Genomic DNA, 18,022 nt, shown 5'->3' with positions numbered 1-18,022 from the left:
AAGGGATTTTTCTGAATCTTAAGGCGATGAAGTCATCGTCTTCTACTTTTGTGTCATTGTCTGGAGTAAACCAACATGTCTGACGGCTGGAATATCGCGCTTTTAGGTGCGACAGGCGCAGTAGGGGCAGCTTTACTGGAATTGCTGGCGGAACGCCAGTTCCCGGTTGGTGAGTTATACGCGCTGGCAAGCGAGCGTAGCGCGGGTGAAGTACTGCGCTATGAAGGCAAATCGGTCCAGGTCACCGATGCGGCTGACTTCGACTGGTCACAGGCGCAGCTGGCCTTCTTTGTCGCCGGGCGTGACGCCTCGGCACGTTACGCGGAAGATGCGGCCAACGCCGGCTGCCTGGTGATCGACAGCAGCGACCTGTTCGCGCTGGAGCCGGACGTTCCGCTGGTGGTGCCTGACGTCAATCCCCAGGTGCTGGGCGACTATCGCAACCGCAACATTATCAGCGTGGCCGATGCATTAACCAGCCAGCTGCTGTGCGCCATCAAACCGCTGGTGGATAACGCCGGTCTCGGGCGTTTGCAGGTGACCAACCTGCTGGCCGCCTCTTCACACGGCAAAGCGGCGGTGGATTCGCTGGCCGGTGAAAGTGCGCGTCTGCTGAACGGTTTGCCGACTGAAGAGGGGTATTTCGGCCGCCAGCTGGCGTTCAACATGCTGCCGCTGGTCGCTGATGCGGAAGGCAGCGTCGCGCAGGAGCGCCGCCTGGTGGATCAGGTGCGTAAAGTGCTGCAGGACGACGGTTTACCTATCGCGGTCAGCACCGTGCAGGCGCCGGTGTTCTACGGTAACGCGCAGATTGTGCATATTGAAAACCTGCGTCCGGTCTCGGCCGAAGAGGCGCGTGAAGCGTTGCAGCAGGCGGAAGATATCAACCTGACCGATGAAGATGACTTCCCGACTCAGGTCGGTGATGCCTCCGGCAGCGCGCATCTCAGCATTGGCTGCGTGCGCAATGATTACGGTATCGCCGAGCTGTTACAGTTCTGGTCAGTGGCCGATAACGTACGCTTTGGCGGCGCGCTGATGGCGATCAAAACCGCTGAAAAACTGGTGCAGGAGTATCTGTACTGATGTCCGACAGCACTGTGCCACAGCCGCTGACCAAGCTGGCGCTGGGCATTGAATATGACGGCAGCCGCTATTACGGCTGGCAAAAACAGAACGAAGTTCGCAGCGTGCAGGAAAAACTGGAAAAGGCGCTAACGAAAGTGGCCGATCATCCGGTGGTGGTGTTCTGCGCCGGGCGCACCGATGCCGGGGTCCACGGCACCGGACAGGTGGTGCATTTCGAGACCAGCGCGCAGCGTAAAGATGCCGCATGGACGCTGGGCGCTAACGCCAATTTACCGGCGGATATTGCGGTGCGTTGGGTTAAAACGGTGGCGGACGATTTTCACGCCCGCTTCAGCGCCACGGCGCGCCGTTACCGCTATGTGATCTACAACCAGCGGCTGCGCCCGGCGATCCTGTCGGGGGGCGTCACGCACTTCTACCATCCGCTGGATGTGGAAAAGATGCAGCGTGCCGGACAGTGCCTGCTGGGCGAGAACGACTTCACCTCGTTCCGCGCCGTGCAGTGCCAGTCGCGCACGCCGATGCGCTACGTGATGCACCTCAACGTCAGCCGCTTTGGCGCTTACGTGGTGGTGGATATTAAAGCTAACGCCTTTGTGCACCATATGGTGCGCAATATCGTGGGCAGCCTGATGGAAATTGGCTGCGGGAATCAGCCCGAAGGCTGGATGGCTGAGCTACTGGCGGCGAAAGACCGAACGCTGGCAGCAGCGACCGCGCGTGCCGAGGGTCTTTATCTGGTCGCCGTGGATTATCCCGCACGCTTTGAATTACCCCGTCCACCGATGGGACCACTGTTCCTCGGGGATTAACCCTGGCCTGGAGTATTAAAGGAAGCCTGTATGGAATTGATTCGTTTTGTTGTCGACTTCATTCTGCATATCGACGTCCACCTTGCGGAACTGGTGGCACAGTATGGTATCTGGATTTACGCCATTCTGTTCCTGATCCTGTTCTGCGAAACCGGGCTGGTGGTAACACCGTTCCTGCCGGGGGATTCCCTGCTGTTTGTTGCCGGTGCGCTGGCCGCACTGCCGGGCAATGACCTGAACGTGCACACCATGGTGGCGCTGATGGTGGTGGCGGCGATCCTCGGCGATGCGGTTAACTACACCATTGGCAGATTGTTTGGCGATAAGCTGTTCAGCAACCCGAACTCAAAAATCTTCCGTCGCAGCTATCTCAATAAAACCCATGAATTTTACGAGCGCCACGGCGGTAAAACGATTATTCTGGCGCGCTTCGTGCCGATCGTTCGTACTTTCGCGCCATTCGTGGCTGGAATGGGCAAAATGTCCTATCGTCATTTTGCGCTGTACAACGTCGCGGGCGGGCTACTGTGGGTGCTGCTGTTTACCTATGCGGGTTACTTCTTCGGAAACCTGCCTGCGGTGCAGGAGAACCTTAAGTTATTGATTGTGGCGATTATCCTGCTGTCCATTATGCCGGGTGTTATCGAAGTATGGCGTCATCGCCGTGCGGCACGTCAGCAAAAACAGTAATATGAGAGATCATCAGACTGTCACCCCCTTACCAGATTTTTATCCACAGTGACGGGCGGTTATGGTTTAATGAGCGACAATTTATGGTTTGCGTTGCCGCCCGGCGTGGCAACGTAGAAAAGAAAAACTGGCACTTCCCAAGAGAAGGCCAGGTTCAAACAGAAAGGTCATCAATGAGCTGGATTGAACGAATTCTCAACAAGAGCACAACTGCCCCATCGCGTAAAGCAAGCATTCCTGAAGGGGTTTGGACCAAGTGTGATAGCTGCGGGCAGGTTCTTTACCGTGCCGAGCTGGAGCGCAATCTCGAAGTCTGCCCGAAATGCGACCACCACATGCGTATGCATGGTCGCGACCGTCTGCACAGCGTGCTGGACGAAGGTTCAATGACTGAACTGGGCAGCGAGCTGGAACCCAAAGATCTGCTCAAGTTCAAAGATTCAAAAAAATACAAAGATCGCTTAGTCGCTGCTCAGAAAGAGACCGACGAAAAAGACGCGCTGATCGTAATGAAAGGCACCCTGCACGGGATGCCGGTTGTGGCTGCCGCGTTTGAGTTCTCCTTTATGGGCGGCTCAATGGGTTCTGTGGTCGGCGCGCGTTTTGTGCGTGCCGTTGAGCAGGCGCTGGAAGATGGTTGCCCGATGATCTGCTTCTCGGCCTCAGGCGGTGCGCGTATGCAGGAAGCGCTGATGTCGCTGATGCAGATGGCGAAAACCAGTGCAGCCCTGGCGAAGATGCAGGAGCGTGGTTTGCCCTATATCTCCGTGCTGACTGACCCGACTATGGGCGGGGTTTCTGCCAGCTTCGCGATGCTGGGCGACCTCAACATTGCTGAACCAAAAGCGCTGATCGGCTTTGCCGGCCCACGCGTGATTGAGCAGACCGTGCGTGAAAAACTGCCGCCGGGCTTCCAGCGCAGTGAGTTCCTGATCGAGAAGGGTGCGATCGACATGATCGTGCGCCGTCCGGTGATGCGCTTCAAGCTGGCCTGCTTGCTGGCTAAGTTCATGAATCTGCCTGCACCGCAGGAAGAAGAGATCGCTGAAGCCGCTGCTGTTCCACAGAGCCCCGAGGCCTGATCGATGATGAGAAAGGGACCACGGGTCCCTTTCACCAATGAACCGTAACTTTGTGAACGGGACACATGGATAATCTTCCTCAAGCCACGTCGCCTCTTGCCACGTGGCTTTATTATCTTGAGCATTTACACTCTCAGGCTATCGAACTTGGGCTGGATCGTGTCCAGCGCGTTGCCACCTCACTCGACCTGCTCAAACCTGCCCCCATGGTCTTCACCGTTGCCGGAACGAATGGCAAAGGCACCACCTGCCGAACCCTGGAAACTGTGCTGATGGCCGCAGGCTTTCGCGTGGGCGTATACAGCTCCCCGCACCTGGTGCGCTACACCGAACGCGTGCGCATTCAGGGGGCAGAACTGGCCGAGTCGGCACACACCGCTTCGTTTGCGGCAATTGAAGCCGGGCGTGGCGCAACCTCGTTAACCTATTTTGAATACGGCACCCTGTCGGCGCTGTGGCTGTTTAAGCAGGCGCAGCTGGACGTCGCGATCCTCGAAGTTGGCCTCGGCGGGCGCCTTGACGCCACCAACATCGTGGATGCTGATGTCGCCGTGATCACCAGTATTGCGCTGGATCATACCGACTGGCTGGGGCCGGACCGTGAAAGCATTGGTCGCGAAAAAGCGGGCGTGTTCCGCGGCGGCAAACCGGCCATTGTCGGTGAACCGGATATGCCGCATACCATTGCAGATGTGGCGACGGAGAAGGGCGCACTGCTGAGCCAGCGCGATCGTGACTGGTCATATCAGGCCAGCGCACAAGGCTGGTCTTTCCAGGATGCTCAGGGCCGCGTCGACCAGTTACCGCTGCCGCAGGTGCCGTTGCCCAATGCCGCCACCGCGCTGGCTGCGCTGCGTGCCTCCGGGCTGAAGGTCGATGAAACGGTGATCCGCACGCATCTGCATCAGGCCATTTTGCCGGGCCGTTTTCAGACGGTGGCAGAGTCACCGCGGGTGATCCTCGATGTGGCGCATAATCCCCATGCGGCGGCCTATCTGGCTGGCCGACTGGCAGAATTAGCGCACGTCGGGAAGGTCCATGCGGTGGTCGGTATGCTGCACGACAAAGATATTGCCGGTACGCTGGCCTGCCTCCGTCCCCAGGTTGATGCCTGGTACTGTGCGCCGCTTGACGGCCCGCGCGGTGCCAGCGCGGAGCAGCTGATGGCGTATCTGGAGGGCGCGCAGGCCTTCAGTTCGGTGACGGCGGCGTATCAGCAGGCGCTGCAGCAGGCAGCAGAACAGGATATTGTGCTGGTGTGTGGTTCATTCCACACCGTAGCGCAGGTCATGGAAACGATGGAAACGGAGAACGGCAGTGGCCAGTAAGTTTCAGAACCGTTTAGTCGGAACCATCATCATTGTCGCGCTGGGTGTGATCGTGCTGCCCGGCGTGCTCGATGGTAAGAAAAAACATTACAAAGAAGAGTTTGCCGCAATCCCGCTGGTGCCGAAACCGGAAGATCAGCAGGAAACGGATCTCGTACCGCCTGTCACGCAGTCGTTGCCTGCTCAGCCGCCGCAAGGCGCAGCGGCCACGGCACCAGGCAGCAGTGAAAATACCTCACAGGCGGACAGTGGTTCCACCGTGCCGCAGTCGCGCAATCAGCCGACTGTCGTTACGCCGCCGCCGGTGCAGCAGCAGCCGCCGAAAGTGGTGGAGAAACCGCTGGCGAAACCGAAGCCGGTAGAAAAACCAGTTGAGAAAGCGAAGCCGGTTGAGAAGCCGAAAGCGGTAGAAAAACCGGTCGAGAAGCCAGTTGAGAAAACGCAGCCGAAAGAAGAAGCACCGGCAGCGGAAGCCGCACCAGGCGGTCAGGCCTATGTTGTTCAGCTCGGCGCGCTGAAAAATGCCGCTAAGGTGAATGAGATTGTCGCCCAGCTACGTCTGTCGGGCTATCGCGCCTTTACCGTGCCTTCAACGCCGGTGCAGGGGCAGATCACCCGGATTTACGTCGGCCCGGATGCCTCCAAGGCGAAAATGCAGGCGTCAGTCAGCCAGCTGCAAAGCATCTCCGGCCTCGGCGGGGTGGTGAAGCCTTACAGCGCTAGATAGTGTTGTTAACCCGTGCGCAGCAATGGCACGGGCTATGATTGCGATAGCTTTTATCGTCTCACGCCCGGAACGGCAGCACTGTCGTTCCGGGCGTACTACGTGATGATACTGGCAAATCAAGGTATTGCGTTGCGGCGTGCTGACGGCCGAAATCGTGGCCCGTCTGTAGATTTTTTCCACGTCGGCGATTATTTAAATCGACGTGGGAAAACCCTACGCAAACGTTTTCTTTTTCTGTTAGAATTCGCCCCGAACGAGCTGGATGGCTGGATTCAGGGGCATTGTCACTGGAAGAGTTCATGGTCTGGATAGATTACGTCATTATTGCGGTTGTTGGTTTTTCGGCTCTTGTCAGCCTGATCCGTGGGTTTGTTCGGGAAGCTCTTTCTCTCGTCACCTGGGGTTGCGCATTTTTTGTCGCCAGTCATTACTACTCCTTCCTTGCCGTCTGGTTTACAGGATTTGAAGACGAACTGGTTCGAAATGGAATCGCCATTGCGGTGTTGTTTATTGCCACGCTGATTGTCGGGGCAATCGTCAACTATGTGATCGGGTCGCTGGTTGAAAAAACCGGCCTGTCGGGTACCGACAGAGTACTGGGAGTCTGTTTCGGGGCATTACGTGGTGTGCTGATTGTTTCAGCGATGCTGTTCTTCCTTGATACTTTCACCGGTTTTTCCAAAAGCCCGGACTGGCAGCAGTCTCAGCTTATTCCCCAGTTCAGTTACATCATCAGGTGGTTTTTTGATTACCTGAAAAGCACGTCGAGTTTTTTGCCCCAGTAATCGCACTGGGGTTGCGGCTTATGAGGAAATGTCACTATGTGCGGTATTGTCGGGATCGCCGGATTCATGCCGGTCAACCAGTCGATTTATGATGCGTTAACGGTGCTTCAGCACCGTGGGCAGGATGCCGCCGGCATCGTTACCATTGATGCATTGAATTGCTTCCGTCTGCGTAAAGCAAACGGCCTGGTCAGCGATGTATTTGAAGCCCGCCACATGCAGCGTATGCAGGGCAATATGGGTATTGGCCACGTGCGCTACCCAACGGCAGGAAGTTCCAGTGCTTCTGAAGCCCAGCCTTTCTATGTGAACTCCCCTTACGGTATTACCCTTGCCCACAACGGCAACCTGACCAACGCCCACGAGCTGCGCAAGGCGCTGTTCGAAAGTGGCCGCCGTCATGTGAATACCACGTCGGATTCCGAAATCCTGCTGAACATCTTTGCGCAGGAAGTGGACCGCTTTCAGCACTACCCGCTGGAAGCCGAAAACATCTTCTCCGCCATTGCTGCCGTTCACCAGAAGGTGCGCGGGGCTTATGCCTGTGTGGCGATGATCATTGGTCATGGCCTGGTGGCATTCCGTGACCCGAACGGCATCCGCCCGCTGGTTATCGGGAAACGCGGCATGGCCGACGGCCGCACCGAGTATATGGTCGCTTCCGAAAGCGTGGCGCTGGATACTTTAGGCTTTGAGTTCCTGCGCGATGTGGCACCTGGCGAAGCGGTGTACGTCACCGAAAAAGGTCAGCTGTTTACCCGCCAGTGCGCGGAGAACCCGAAATACAATCCGTGCCTGTTCGAGTATGTCTACTTTGCGCGCCCGGACTCTTTCCTTGATAAGATCTCCGTGTACAGCGCCCGCGTGCGCATGGGTACCAAGCTGGGGGCGAAAATCGCCCGCGAGTGGGAAGATCTCGACATCGATGTGGTTATCCCCATTCCGGAAACCTCCTGCGATATCGCGCTGGAGATGGCGCGTATTCTCGATAAGCCCTACCGTCAGGGTTTTGTGAAAAACCGCTACGTAGGCCGTACCTTTATCATGCCGGGCCAGCACCTGCGCCGCAGTGCGGTTCGCCGCAAGCTGAACGCTAACCGTGCTGAGTTCCGCGGTAAAAACGTGCTGCTGGTGGATGACTCCATCGTGCGCGGCACCACCTGTGAGCAGATCATCGAGATGGCGCGGGAAGCCGGGGCGAAAAAAGTTTACCTCGCCTCTGCGGCCCCGGAAATTCGCTTCCCGAACGTTTACGGTATCGATATGCCGAGCGCCACTGAGCTGATTGCTCACGGACGTGAAGTGGAAGAGATCCGCCAGCTGATTGGTGCTGATGCGCTGATCTTCCAGGATCTGAGCGACCTGATCGAAGCGGTGCGTGAAGAGAACCCCGATATTGCCCAGTTTGAATGCTCGGTATTTGACGGTATCTACGTTACCAAAGACGTCGATCAGCAATACCTGGAGTATCTGCAGTCGCTGCGTAATGACGATGCGAAGGCGATGCAGCGTCAGAACGAAGTTGAGAACCTGGAAATGCATAACGAAGGCTAAGCCCGGGTAAATACGCTAAGATGGGCCGGAAGTGATTCCGGCCCATTTTTTTTAAGGATTTTTATGAAGCGACTCATTATTGGTATCTCTGGCGCCAGCGGGGTGATTTATGGCATCCGCACGCTGCAAATTTTGCAGCAGGTGAGCGGGGTAGAGACCCATCTGATAATGAGCCAGGCCGCGCGTCAGACGCTGGCGCTGGAGAGTGATTACACCGTGCGCGAGGTTCAGGCGCTGGCCGATGTGGTGCATGACGTGCGTGATATCGCCGCCAGTATCTCTTCCGGCTCATACAAAACCGACGGCATGGCTATTCTGCCGTGCTCAATGAAAACCCTTTCCGGGATCGTTCACAGCTATAGCGACGGCCTGCTAACGCGCGCGGCGGATGTGGTGCTGAAAGAGCGTCGCCGTCTGGTGCTGTGCGTGCGCGAGACCCCGCTGCATCTCGGCCATTTGCGCATGATGACCACGGCCGCTGAACTGGGGGCGATTATTATGCCGCCGGTGCCGGCTTTTTATCATCGTCCGCAGAGCGTGATGGACATCGTTGACCAGACGGTAAACCGCGTAATCGACCAGTTTGATATCGAGTTGGACAACGATCTGTTTACGCGCTGGCAAGGTGCATAGCGCCAACGGGCTGCACTGATTAAGTGCAAATGTTGGTGCTGAATCGCTTTTCGTGCAAGTTGTGCACCAATATGAAACATAGTTGCTTCCTGCCGCTCACAAACCTGCTATACATTTTCCTGCAAACTGAGTAATCGCGGTGCTTTTACCTTGCGTAATATAAACAGGGCCTTGCCACAAAATGTGGCACGGAATCTGCTATCAGTAAGGGGTGAAGCTGTTTTCAACGTACCGCGCAGACACATCACGAACCACATAATAATACTGAAACTCGAGGGTAATTTATGAAAAAGCAGGTCCTGGTTCTCTCCCTGTTGATGGCAACACTGGCTGCGGGCAGCGCATTTGCGGCTGGCCCAAAAACGCTGCGTATCGGCACCGACCCGACCTATGCACCGTTCGAAATGAAGAATGCGCAGGGGCAGCTGGTAGGCTTTGATATCGATCTGGCCAACGAAATCTGTAAGCGCATGGAAACCAAATGTACTTTCGTGGAAAGTGATTTTGATGCGCTGATCCCTTCGCTGAAAGCGAAAAAAATTGACGCGATCATCTCTTCTCTGTCGATTACCGAAAAGCGTCAGCAGGAGATCGCCTTCTCAGAAAAACTGTACGCGGCAAACTCACGTCTGATCGCGCCTAAAGGGTCGAAAATTCAGCCAACGCTGGAGTCGCTGAAAGGTAAAACCATCGGGCTGCTGCAGGGCACTACGCAGGAAACCTATGCCAACGACAACTGGCGTCCTAAAGGCATTACTGTGACCCCGTACGCGAACCAGGACCTGGTGTATCAGGATCTGACCGCGGGCCGCATCGATGCCGCTTTCCAGGATGAAGTTGCCGCCAGCGAAGGCTTCCTCAAGCAGCCAGCCGGTAAGGAATATGCGTTTGCCGGCCCGGCGGTAAAAGATGAGAAGATCTTCGGCGTCGGTACCGGTATGGGCATGCGTAAAGATGACCCCGCGCTGAAAGCCGCTATCGATAAAGCATTCGACGAAATGCGTAAAGATGGCACCTACGACAAATTAGCGAAAAAATATTTCGATTTTGATGTGTACGGCGGTTAAGTAAAAACCTGTCTGCAGGCCCCACCGTCTGACACGGTGGGGCTACTGCCCGCAAAATGATGATATATACCTGAATAGCTCGAGCAGCAGACAACGCATCTGCGGCTTGAACTATGACGGTAGAACGACAGGATATTGCTTATGCTGTATGGCTACTCTGAAGTCATTTTTAAAGGTGCTATGGTCACCCTCGAGCTGGCAGTCAGCTCTCTGGTGGTTGCCGTTGTACTGGGTTTAATTGGCGCCGGGGCCAAACTTTCCAGCAGTCGCCCACTGGTGGCTGTATTTGAAGGCTACACTACGCTGATCCGTGGCGTGCCTGATTTGGTTCTGATGCTGCTGATCTTTTACGGTCTGCAAATTATCCTTAACCAGGTTACCGATTTCCTGGGTCTGTCGCAGTTCGACATTGACCCGATGGTTGCCGGGATCATCACCCTCGGCTTTATCTACGGAGCTTACTTCACTGAGACCTTCCGCGGGGCCTATATGGCCGTACCGAAAGGGCAGATTGAAGCGGCGACCGCCTTTGGTTTTACCTCATCCCAGACCTTCCGCCGCATCCTTTTCCCAGGCATGATGCGCTACGCGCTGCCGGGCATTGGCAACAACTGGCAGGTTATCCTGAAGGCCACCGCGCTGGTGTCGCTGCTGGGGCTGGAAGATGTTGTGAAGGCCACGCAGCTGGCCGGGAAATCGACCTGGCAGCCGTTCTACTTCGCCGTGGTCGCGGGCGTGATCTATCTGATTTTTACCACGCTCTCCAACGGCGTGCTGTGGTGGCTGGAACGCCGTTATACGGTAGGCGTGAAAAGGGCTGACTTATGATCGAAATTATTCAGGAATACTGGAAAGCCCTGCTGTGGACCGACGGTTATCGCTTTTCCGGCGTGGCGATCACGCTGTGGCTGCTGGTGATCTCCGTGGTGCTGGGTGGCTGTCTGGCCGTGCTGTTGTCCATTGCCCGCGTTTCGCCAATTAAAGCGATCCGTTTCCCGGTGTGGCTGTTTACCTATGTGTTTCGCGGTACCCCGCTGTATGTGCAGCTGCTGGTGTTTTATTCCGGCATGTACACGCTGGAGATTGTGAAAGGCACCGAGCTGCTGAATGCCTTCTTCCGCAGCGGACTGAACTGTACGCTGCTGGCGCTGACGCTGAATACCTGTGCCTATACCACCGAGATTTTTGCCGGGGCGATCCGCTCGGTGCCGCACGGTGAGATTGAGGCCGCACGCGCTTACGGTTTCTCCACCTTCAAGCTGTACCGCTGCATTATCATGCCTGCGGCGCTGCGCACCGCGCTACCGGCTTACAGCAACGAAGTGATTCTGATGCTGCACTCGACGGCGCTGGCGTTTACCGCCACGGTGCCGGACCTGCTCAAGGTGGCGCGCGACATTAACTCCGCAACCTACCAGCCGTTTGTCGCGTTCGGTATTGCTGCGGTGCTGTATCTGATTATTTCCTATGTGTTGATTAGTCTGTTCCGTAAAGCGGAAAAACGCTGGCTGGCGCACGTTAAACCTTCATCTTCACATTGAGTGACACTATGGCTGAGAATAAATTAAACGTCACCGAACTGCACAAGCGTTACGGTGAGCATGAAGTGCTGAAGGGCGTCTCTCTGCAGGCGAACGCGGGCGATGTGATCAGCATTATCGGCTCGTCCGGTTCCGGGAAAAGTACCTTCCTGCGCTGCATCAACTTCCTTGAAAAGCCGAGTGAAGGCACAATTTCTGTCAACAATGAGAGTATTAACCTGGTGCGCGATACCGACGGCCAGCTGAAAGTTTCCAACAAAGAGCAGCTGCGCATGCTGCGAACCCGCCTGACGATGGTATTCCAGCACTTTAATCTCTGGAGCCATATGACAGTGCTGGAGAACGTGATGGAAGCCCCGATCCAGGTGCTGGGCCTGAGCAAGAGTGAAGCGCGTGAGCGCGCCATTCGCTATCTGGATAAGGTGGGGATTGATGAGCGGGCGCGGGCGAAATATCCGGTGCATCTCTCCGGCGGTCAGCAGCAGCGCGTTTCCATCGCGCGTGCGCTGGCAATGGAGCCAGAAGTGCTGCTGTTTGATGAACCGACCTCCGCGCTGGATCCTGAACTGGTGGGCGAAGTGTTGCGCATCATGCAGAAACTGGCGGAAGAGGGCAAAACCATGGTGGTGGTGACTCACGAGATGGAGTTCGCCCGCCACGTTTCCAGCCATGTGATTTTCCTGCATCAGGGGAAAATCGAGGAGGAGGGCGCGCCTGAAGAGTTGTTTAACAACCCGAAGAGCGGCCGCCTGCAGCAGTTTTTGTCTGGCGCGTTAAAGTAATATTCGGTAGGGCCAGGCATGCCTGGCCCCTACGCAGTTGTTTACACCACATCCGCTAACGCTTTATCTAACTCATACCATTTATAACTGAATCCCGAGGCTTCCAGCCGCTGCGGGATAACATGCTGCCCGCCTAATACCAGCACCGCCGATTCGCCCATCATCAGCTTGATGGCGGCGGCGGGCGTGCGCATAAACGCCGGACGATGCAGGGCATGGCCGAGCGCGGCGGCGAACTGCTCGTTGCGAACCGCATAAGGTGCCACCAGGTTAAACGGCCCGCTGAGCTGGGGATGTTCCAGCAGCCAGATGATGCCGTTCAGGGCGTCTTCCAGATGGATCCACGGCATATACTGCTTACCGTTACCGAGCGGCCCGCCAATGCCCAGCTTAAACGGCAGCTTCATTTTTGCCAGCGCACCGCCCTGTTTTGCCAGCACCACGCCGGTGCGCAGCAGGCAGACGCGGGTGCGTTCGCTTTCCGCGCGCAGTGCCCGCTGCTCCCAGCCTGCACAAAGCCGGTGGGTGAACTCGTTATGGCCCGGATCGTCCTCGGTCAGCACCACTTCGCCGGCATCACCATAGAAGCCAGTGGCGGAACCGGAAATGAGCAGGGCAGGCGGCTCGCTGCTGGCTTGAATCAGCGCGACCAGACGTTCGGTCAGCAGCCAGCGGCTGTCGCACAGCTGGCGCTTTTGTGCCTCATTCCAGCGCTTATCCGCAATCGGCTCCCCGGCCAGGTTAATCACCGCATCAATACCGTTCAGATCGCGCTGCTGGTCCAGCCCCGACCACAGATTAACCTGTTCGCCCAGCAGGTGGCGGGCGGCGGCGACATCGCGCGTCACCACGCTAACCTGGTGACCGGCCTGCAGCAGGCGTGCCGTCAGCGGTCGGCCAATCAGCCCGGTGCCGCCAGTGATCAATATATGCATGTTGTTTTCCTTCAAAGTGATGGGTATCCACATCCTGTGTTTAGCATAGGTGAAGTTAGCGAGTTTGCGTGTGAGCGATGCCGCGTCAGGCCGCGATGGTAAGGGTTTCTGAAAACCAGCAGGAAGCTGTTCAGGTGATTGCCTTTAGGCTAAAAAACAGCTAAACAGGAGGTTCAAGTTGATGAACGTCAGAGGACGTCCGGATGAGTAATCCCACTCTCGTTTTATGGTCAGATGCCAATTTCTTCAGCCCCTATGTAATGTCGGTTTACGTTGCCCTCAGTGAAAAAGGCATTCCTTTTACGCTGAAGCGTGTCGACCTTGCCAGCCAGGAGCATCAGCAGCCAGCCTATGGCGAAGTGTCGCTCACCCGCCGCGTTCCCACCCTTGCGGTAGACGGTTTCCAGCTCTCTGAGTCTTCAGCGATTACTGAGTATCTGGAAGACCGTTTTCCGGCACCGGAATATGAGCGCCTTTATCCGCGTGACATTGAAAAGCGCGCCAAAGCGCGTGAAATACAGGCGTGGCTGCGCAGCGACTTTATGCCCATTCGCCAGCAGCGTCCGACCGAGGTGCTGTTTGCCGGTAAGCGTTTTGCCGCGCTGGATGAAGCGGCGCAGCAGTCAGCCGCCAGGCTTATCGCTGCTGCCGATCGCATGCTGCCGGAAGGCCAGCAGAATCTGTTTGGCGAGTGGTCGATTGCCGACACCGATCTGGCCGTGATGCTGAACCGCCTGGCTCTGCATGATGACCCGCTGCCGCAGCGGCTGGCTGACTACGCCCATTTCCAGTGGCAGCGTGCGTCGGTGCAGCTGTGGCTTGCCGAGTCGTCAAAAACAGCAGAGTGCGGGATGAGCACAAATTGATGATTGCGTCATACGGCGTTAAACATTAATTTAAGCGCAGCGCGAAGGCGCGTAAAAACGTTTGATTCAACTGAGCGCCAGGCGCCAGAACAATAAAAGGGTTACGGATGGTGGAGCAAGATCAGGGCACGGAGTGGGTGGATATCGTTAACGAAGATAACGAGGTTATTGCACAATCCAGCCGTGCGCAGATGCGAGCGCAGTGTTTGCGCCATCGCGCAACCTACATCGTGGTTCACGATGGCAGGGGTAAAATTCTGGTACAGCGCCGCACAGAAATTAAAGATTTTATGCCGGGCATGTTAGATGCCACGGCCGGTGGCGTGGTGCAGAGCGGTGAGGAGATGCTGGCCTCCGCGCGCCGTGAAGCGGAAGAGGAGCTGGGCATCGCGGCGGTGCCGTTTGCCGAGCACGGCCATTTCTACTACGAGGATGAGCACTGCCGCGTATGGGGCGGGCTGTTCAGCTGCGTTTCTCATGGCCCGTTCGCCATGCAGGAAGAGGAAGTGGATGAGATTTTCTGGATGACGCCGGAAGAGATTACCGCCCGCTGTGACGAATTCACCAACGACTCGCTGAAAGCGCTGTCGCTGTGGCTGACGCGTAACAACGAGTCAGGCACTTTCTAATAAAAAGGGATGCACATCACTGTGCATCCCTGTTCATTAACTGGCAGCAATTGCGATTAATTCAGCACTTTAGTTTCCGGCTGAGTATTACGGCCAATTTTACCTACCACGCCCGCGATAACCGCTTGCACCAGCAGGATCAGTAACAGATACCAGCTGGCTTTTGCCGTCGCCGCGGCCGCCTTCTCGGCTGCCTCACGCGCTTTCTGCTCGGCTTCTGCTTTCAGCTGCTGATACTTTTGATAAGCCTGCTCATAGCTTTTCTGTACCTGAGCGACCATTTGGTCCACTTCCTGATCGCTTTTCCCGGTACGCGCTTTAATAATATTTTTCAGCGCATCAACGTCGGCGGCCTGCAGGGTAGCCTGATTACGTTCAACCACACCTTTAAACCAGTTGCTTAAATCACTGTCCGCGGTTTGCGGATGATTTGCGGTATCCTGCGCCTGATTTTGCGCATTATTCGCTTCGCCCTGGGCATCGTTTTTAAGATTCTCAGGCTGCAACTCCGGCTTGCCGGTTTGACGCAGCGTTTTTTCCAGCTCGTTCTGAACATTACCCAGATCGATATTGCTCTCTTTCAGTTTATCTTTGGCTGCCTGGGTGACCGACGGGGCGACGGCAGAAATACCTTGTCCCATCAAATTAAATCCGGAACCGATCACGCTTGCCGTTCCGCTCACTGCTGAACTCAGTACAGAGACCACAAGCCAGACGCAGATCAGCGTGTTAACTGCCCACATCAAAATACCGTGCAGCGCGCCTTCACGCTGTGCCAGTCTGCCGCTGACGAAGGCGCCAACCGCTATGGAAATCAGCATGCTCAGCCCGCTCCAAATCAGCGCGCCTTTACCCAATCCATCCAGTGGATTTTGCTCCTTCAGCGGGTCGATAGTGGTTGTACCAATAGCGGTGCCTAATATCGAAAGCAGCAGATAGATGACAATCGACAAAATAACGCCGGCAAAAACAGCGCTCCATGAAATACGTTTTAATGGTACGCCAGTGTAATTTTCACGATAAACCGGTTGAGTAAAGTTTTCGCTCATAACATTATTCCTTTGATTAATCTCTGGTTGCTAATTGAACCTTGCTTTGACAGTTATCCAAGTGAACGCAAGTCCTGATGCGTTCGAAGTAAGGTTAGTCACGAGAAGTGATTTCCACCAGAAAATAAATTTATTGGAATTACGGCAAAAGCAGACTAGCGAATGGGGACATTTTAAATATTTAGCGTTTAATCAATAAGCATTAAAGGGTAATTCAAATACCTGTTTGCGAGAGCGTATTTGAATTACCCCGGTACTGTTTAATACAACCTATTGTTCAGGCCTGCGCGGGCTGACGCATTTTTTCCCCACGGCGGCGTAAAATTTCCATCACGATTAACAGGATCAGCGATGCGCCAATCATCAGGCTGGCCGCGGCAGCGATGGTGGGATCAAGGTTTTCCCGGATCCCGGCAAACATCTGGATCGGCAGCGTGCGCTGGCCGGGGCTGGCAAGGAACAGCGTGACCACCACTTCATCGAACGAGGCAGCAAAGGCAAATAGCGCACCGGAAAACACTCCGGGGGCAATCAGCGGCAGCGTTACCTTGCGGAATGTCAGGAACGGCGATGCGCCCAGGCTGGCCGCCGCGCGTGACAGGTTAGTATCGTAGCTCTTCAGCACCGCCACGACGGTGATCACCACAAAGGGCACCCCCAGCAGCGCATGGGCCAGAACCAGACCGAGATAGCTGTTGAGCAGCGACAGCCTGGCGAAGAAGAAGAACATTCCCACGGCGATGATCACCACCGGCGCAACCATCGGCGAAATGATCATCGCCATCACCAGTCCTTTGCCGCGAAACTCACCGCGCAGCAGCCCCATCGACGCCAGCACGCCCAGCACCGTCGCCAGCAGGGTGGCCAGAGGGGCAATAATCAGGCTGTTGCCCAACGCGCTCAGCCACTCCTGTGAATGAAAGAAGGTCTGATACCAGCGCAGCGAAAAGCCGCTCAGCGGGTAGCTGAGAAATGAACTGGCGTTAAAGGAGAGCGGCACTATCACCAGCACCGGCACAATTAAAAACAGCAGTACCGCAGCGCTGTAGAAATTGAACAGGCCTTTCCACAAGCGCAGGATCAGGGTTCCCTGTTGTCTCATCATCATCTCCTTAGTGAGCTGCCGCTTCGGCAGAGGTGCGGGTGACGCGGATATATACGATGTACAGCAGCATAACAATGATCAGCAGCTGGCTGCCGAGTGCGGCGGCCATGCCCCAGTTCATGGTGCTGTTAGTAAAGAAGGCGACGAAATAGCTGACCATCTGGTCGTCCGGGCCGCCCAGCAGGGCAGGGGTCACGTAGTAGCCAATCGCCATCATAAACACCAGCAGCGCTCCGGCAGCAATCCCGGCCCAGGTCTGCGGCACATAGACGCGCCAGAAGGCAAGAAACGGATGAGCACCAAGCGATACCGCAGCACGCACGTAGCTCGGTGAAATCCCCTTCATCACCGCGTACAGCGGCAGCACAATAAATGGCAGCAGGATGTGGGTCATGGAGATGAACACCCCGACGCGGTTAAACACCAGCGTGAGCGGGTGATCGATGATGCCCACCGCCATCAGCGCCCGGTTGATCAATCCGCCGGACTGTAGCAGCACGATCCAGCTGGCGGTGCGGACAATCAGCGAGGTCCAGAACGGTAGCAGTACCAGAATCATCAGCAGGTTGGCGCGGTTTGATGGCTGTTTTGCCAGCCAGTAAGCCAGCGGATAGCCAATGCCCACGCACAGCAGCGTTACCACGGTTGCCATCCACAGCGTGCGCAGCAGCACATTGACATACAGCGCCTGGTCGGCGGGCAGGGCCTTAACGTCACCGCTTTGCACATCAATTTTACGGTCAAACACCGACAGCAGGTAATAGCTGGTCACCGGGCTGGAGACGCGCTTGAGCGTTTGCCAGGTGGAGAGCTCGCCCCACAAAGGCTGTTTGGCAATCAGCGCGTCTTTAACCCCCATGCCCGATTCCGGCACCTGCCGTGGCGCGGTGACGATCAGGCGGCGGAAAGCCGCGTTTTCATAACTCAGGCGTTTAGCCACGGCAGCAATCTGCCCGCTTTCACGTGCGGCGATCAGCTCCTTGCCCAGCGTGGCGTACAGCGCTTCATCCGGCAGGTTTTTCCCCGACCACTGCTCAAGCGCACGGGAAGTCTGCGGGAGAGCGTCGTGGAATTCCGGATTCTCAACGCTTTTGCTCAGGATGGAGGCAATTGGAAACAGGAAACAGAGCACCACGAAAATTAGCAGCGGCGCAATCAGCAGCAGGGAGCGGCGGGTTTTAGTACCGTCGACCTGACGCAGGCGCCGGGTTAGCGACACCCCGGCTGGGGCCGCAGGGGTGGGGGTTTCCATTACGGTATGACTCATTGCTGTCTCCTGAAAGATATCTGGCAACGGGGTGTCGCCCCTACAGTAGGGGCGGACTTTTTGTTGCGGTCCGCCCGCAGG

At 56.3% G+C, this 18,022-nt stretch carries 19 protein-coding genes; 15 read left to right on the top strand and 4 right to left on the bottom strand.

Annotated features, from left to right (window positions below):
• Positions 1-75: 75 nt before the first annotated feature.
• The 13 genes from J2Y91_RS00920 to hisP all read left to right on the top strand — a co-directional run bounded on the left by J2Y91_RS00920 (position 76) and on the right by hisP (position 12,090).
• Entirely contained in the window at positions 76-1,086 is a 1,011-nt protein-coding gene (locus tag J2Y91_RS00920; protein WP_133623191.1) for an aspartate-semialdehyde dehydrogenase, read from the top strand.
• On the top strand, positions 1,086-1,901 hold the full coding sequence (gene truA, locus J2Y91_RS00915) for a tRNA pseudouridine(38-40) synthase TruA (RefSeq protein ID WP_099753363.1): 816 nt from the start codon (positions 1,086-1,088) through the stop codon (positions 1,899-1,901). Before J2Y91_RS00920 ends, truA begins: the two co-directional genes overlap by 1 nt.
• 30 nt (positions 1,902-1,931) lie before the next feature.
• On the top strand, positions 1,932-2,591 hold the full coding sequence (locus J2Y91_RS00910) for a DedA family protein (RefSeq protein WP_048915419.1): 660 nt from the start codon (positions 1,932-1,934) through the stop codon (positions 2,589-2,591).
• A 173-nt stretch (positions 2,592-2,764) separates the two neighbouring features.
• Positions 2,765-3,673 (top strand): acetyl-CoA carboxylase, carboxyltransferase subunit beta, encoded by a 909-nt coding sequence (gene accD, locus J2Y91_RS00905; protein WP_048915420.1) that lies wholly within the window; start codon positions 2,765-2,767, stop codon positions 3,671-3,673.
• Positions 3,674-3,738: 65 nt separating this feature from the next.
• Entirely contained in the window at positions 3,739-5,001 is a 1,263-nt protein-coding gene (folC, locus tag J2Y91_RS00900; RefSeq protein ID WP_133623192.1) for a bifunctional tetrahydrofolate synthase/dihydrofolate synthase, read from the top strand.
• The gene (gene dedD / locus J2Y91_RS00895) at positions 4,991-5,728 is read left to right on the top strand and encodes a cell division protein DedD (RefSeq protein ID WP_133623193.1); all 738 of its coding nucleotides are present in this window, start codon (positions 4,991-4,993) and stop codon (positions 5,726-5,728) included. Before folC ends, dedD begins: the two co-directional genes overlap by 11 nt.
• Positions 5,729-6,027: 299 nt before the next feature.
• Positions 6,028-6,513, top strand: coding sequence for a colicin V production protein (gene cvpA / locus J2Y91_RS00890; protein WP_048915423.1), 486 nt, complete (start codon positions 6,028-6,030; stop codon positions 6,511-6,513).
• 36 nt (positions 6,514-6,549) lie between these two features.
• Positions 6,550-8,067 carry an amidophosphoribosyltransferase gene (purF, locus tag J2Y91_RS00885; RefSeq protein WP_048915424.1) on the top strand — a complete coding sequence of 506 codons (1,518 nt, stop codon included), beginning with the start codon at positions 6,550-6,552 and terminating at the stop codon, positions 8,065-8,067.
• Positions 8,068-8,130: 63 nt separating this feature from the next.
• Positions 8,131-8,700, top strand: a complete 570-nt coding sequence (locus tag J2Y91_RS00880) for a UbiX family flavin prenyltransferase (protein ID WP_133623194.1) — start codon at positions 8,131-8,133, stop codon at positions 8,698-8,700.
• 284 nt (positions 8,701-8,984) lie between these two features.
• Entirely contained in the window at positions 8,985-9,767 is a 783-nt protein-coding gene (gene argT / locus J2Y91_RS00875) for a lysine/arginine/ornithine ABC transporter substrate-binding protein ArgT (protein ID WP_048915426.1), read from the top strand.
• A 141-nt stretch (positions 9,768-9,908) separates the two neighbouring features.
• The gene (locus tag J2Y91_RS00870; protein WP_048915427.1) at positions 9,909-10,595 is read left to right on the top strand and encodes a histidine ABC transporter permease HisQ; all 687 of its coding nucleotides are present in this window, start codon (positions 9,909-9,911) and stop codon (positions 10,593-10,595) included.
• Entirely contained in the window at positions 10,592-11,308 is a 717-nt protein-coding gene (locus J2Y91_RS00865; protein WP_048915428.1) for an ABC transporter permease, read from the top strand. Before J2Y91_RS00870 ends, J2Y91_RS00865 begins: the two co-directional genes overlap by 4 nt.
• Before the next feature lie 8 nt (positions 11,309-11,316).
• Complete coding sequence (gene hisP / locus J2Y91_RS00860) at positions 11,317-12,090, top strand: histidine ABC transporter ATP-binding protein HisP (protein WP_048915429.1); 774 nt, start codon at positions 11,317-11,319, stop codon at positions 12,088-12,090.
• Between the two features lie 41 nt (positions 12,091-12,131).
• Here the strand turns inward: hisP and J2Y91_RS00855 are convergent, their stop codons facing one another.
• Positions 12,132-13,025: a TIGR01777 family oxidoreductase gene (locus tag J2Y91_RS00855; RefSeq protein WP_133623195.1), complete on the bottom strand. Its 894-nt coding sequence runs from the start codon at positions 13,023-13,025 to the stop codon at positions 12,132-12,134.
• Between the two features lie 203 nt (positions 13,026-13,228).
• Here J2Y91_RS00855 and yfcF point away from each other — a divergent pair, with 203 nt between their 5' ends.
• Together yfcF and yfcD are read left to right on the top strand one after the other, a co-directional pair.
• Positions 13,229-13,891: a glutathione transferase gene (gene yfcF / locus J2Y91_RS00850; protein WP_048915431.1), complete on the top strand. Its 663-nt coding sequence runs from the start codon at positions 13,229-13,231 to the stop codon at positions 13,889-13,891.
• A 107-nt stretch (positions 13,892-13,998) separates the two neighbouring features.
• Positions 13,999-14,520 (top strand): NUDIX hydrolase YfcD, encoded by a 522-nt coding sequence (gene yfcD / locus J2Y91_RS00845; protein ID WP_133623197.1) that lies wholly within the window; start codon positions 13,999-14,001, stop codon positions 14,518-14,520.
• 56 nt (positions 14,521-14,576) lie between these two features.
• Here the strand turns inward: yfcD and J2Y91_RS00840 are convergent, their stop codons facing one another.
• From J2Y91_RS00840 to J2Y91_RS00830, 3 genes are all read right to left on the bottom strand, one after another.
• Positions 14,577-15,569: a TIGR04086 family membrane protein gene (locus J2Y91_RS00840; protein WP_048915433.1), complete on the bottom strand. Its 993-nt coding sequence runs from the start codon at positions 15,567-15,569 to the stop codon at positions 14,577-14,579.
• Positions 15,570-15,846: 277 nt separating this feature from the next.
• Positions 15,847-16,671, bottom strand: coding sequence for an ABC transporter permease (locus J2Y91_RS00835; RefSeq protein ID WP_253536825.1), 825 nt, complete (start codon positions 16,669-16,671; stop codon positions 15,847-15,849).
• 10 nt (positions 16,672-16,681) lie between these two features.
• On the bottom strand, positions 16,682-17,941 hold the full coding sequence (locus J2Y91_RS00830; protein ID WP_253536823.1) for an ABC transporter permease: 1,260 nt from the start codon (positions 17,939-17,941) through the stop codon (positions 16,682-16,684).
• Positions 17,942-18,022: the final 81 nt, after the last annotated feature.

Origin of the sequence: Erwinia aphidicola, assembly GCF_024169515.1 — a bacterium.
Taxonomy (GTDB): Bacteria; Pseudomonadota; Gammaproteobacteria; order Enterobacterales; family Enterobacteriaceae; genus Erwinia; species Erwinia aphidicola.
Note: the sequence above shows the minus strand (reverse complement) of the source record. Positions and strands in the feature narration are given on the sequence as shown.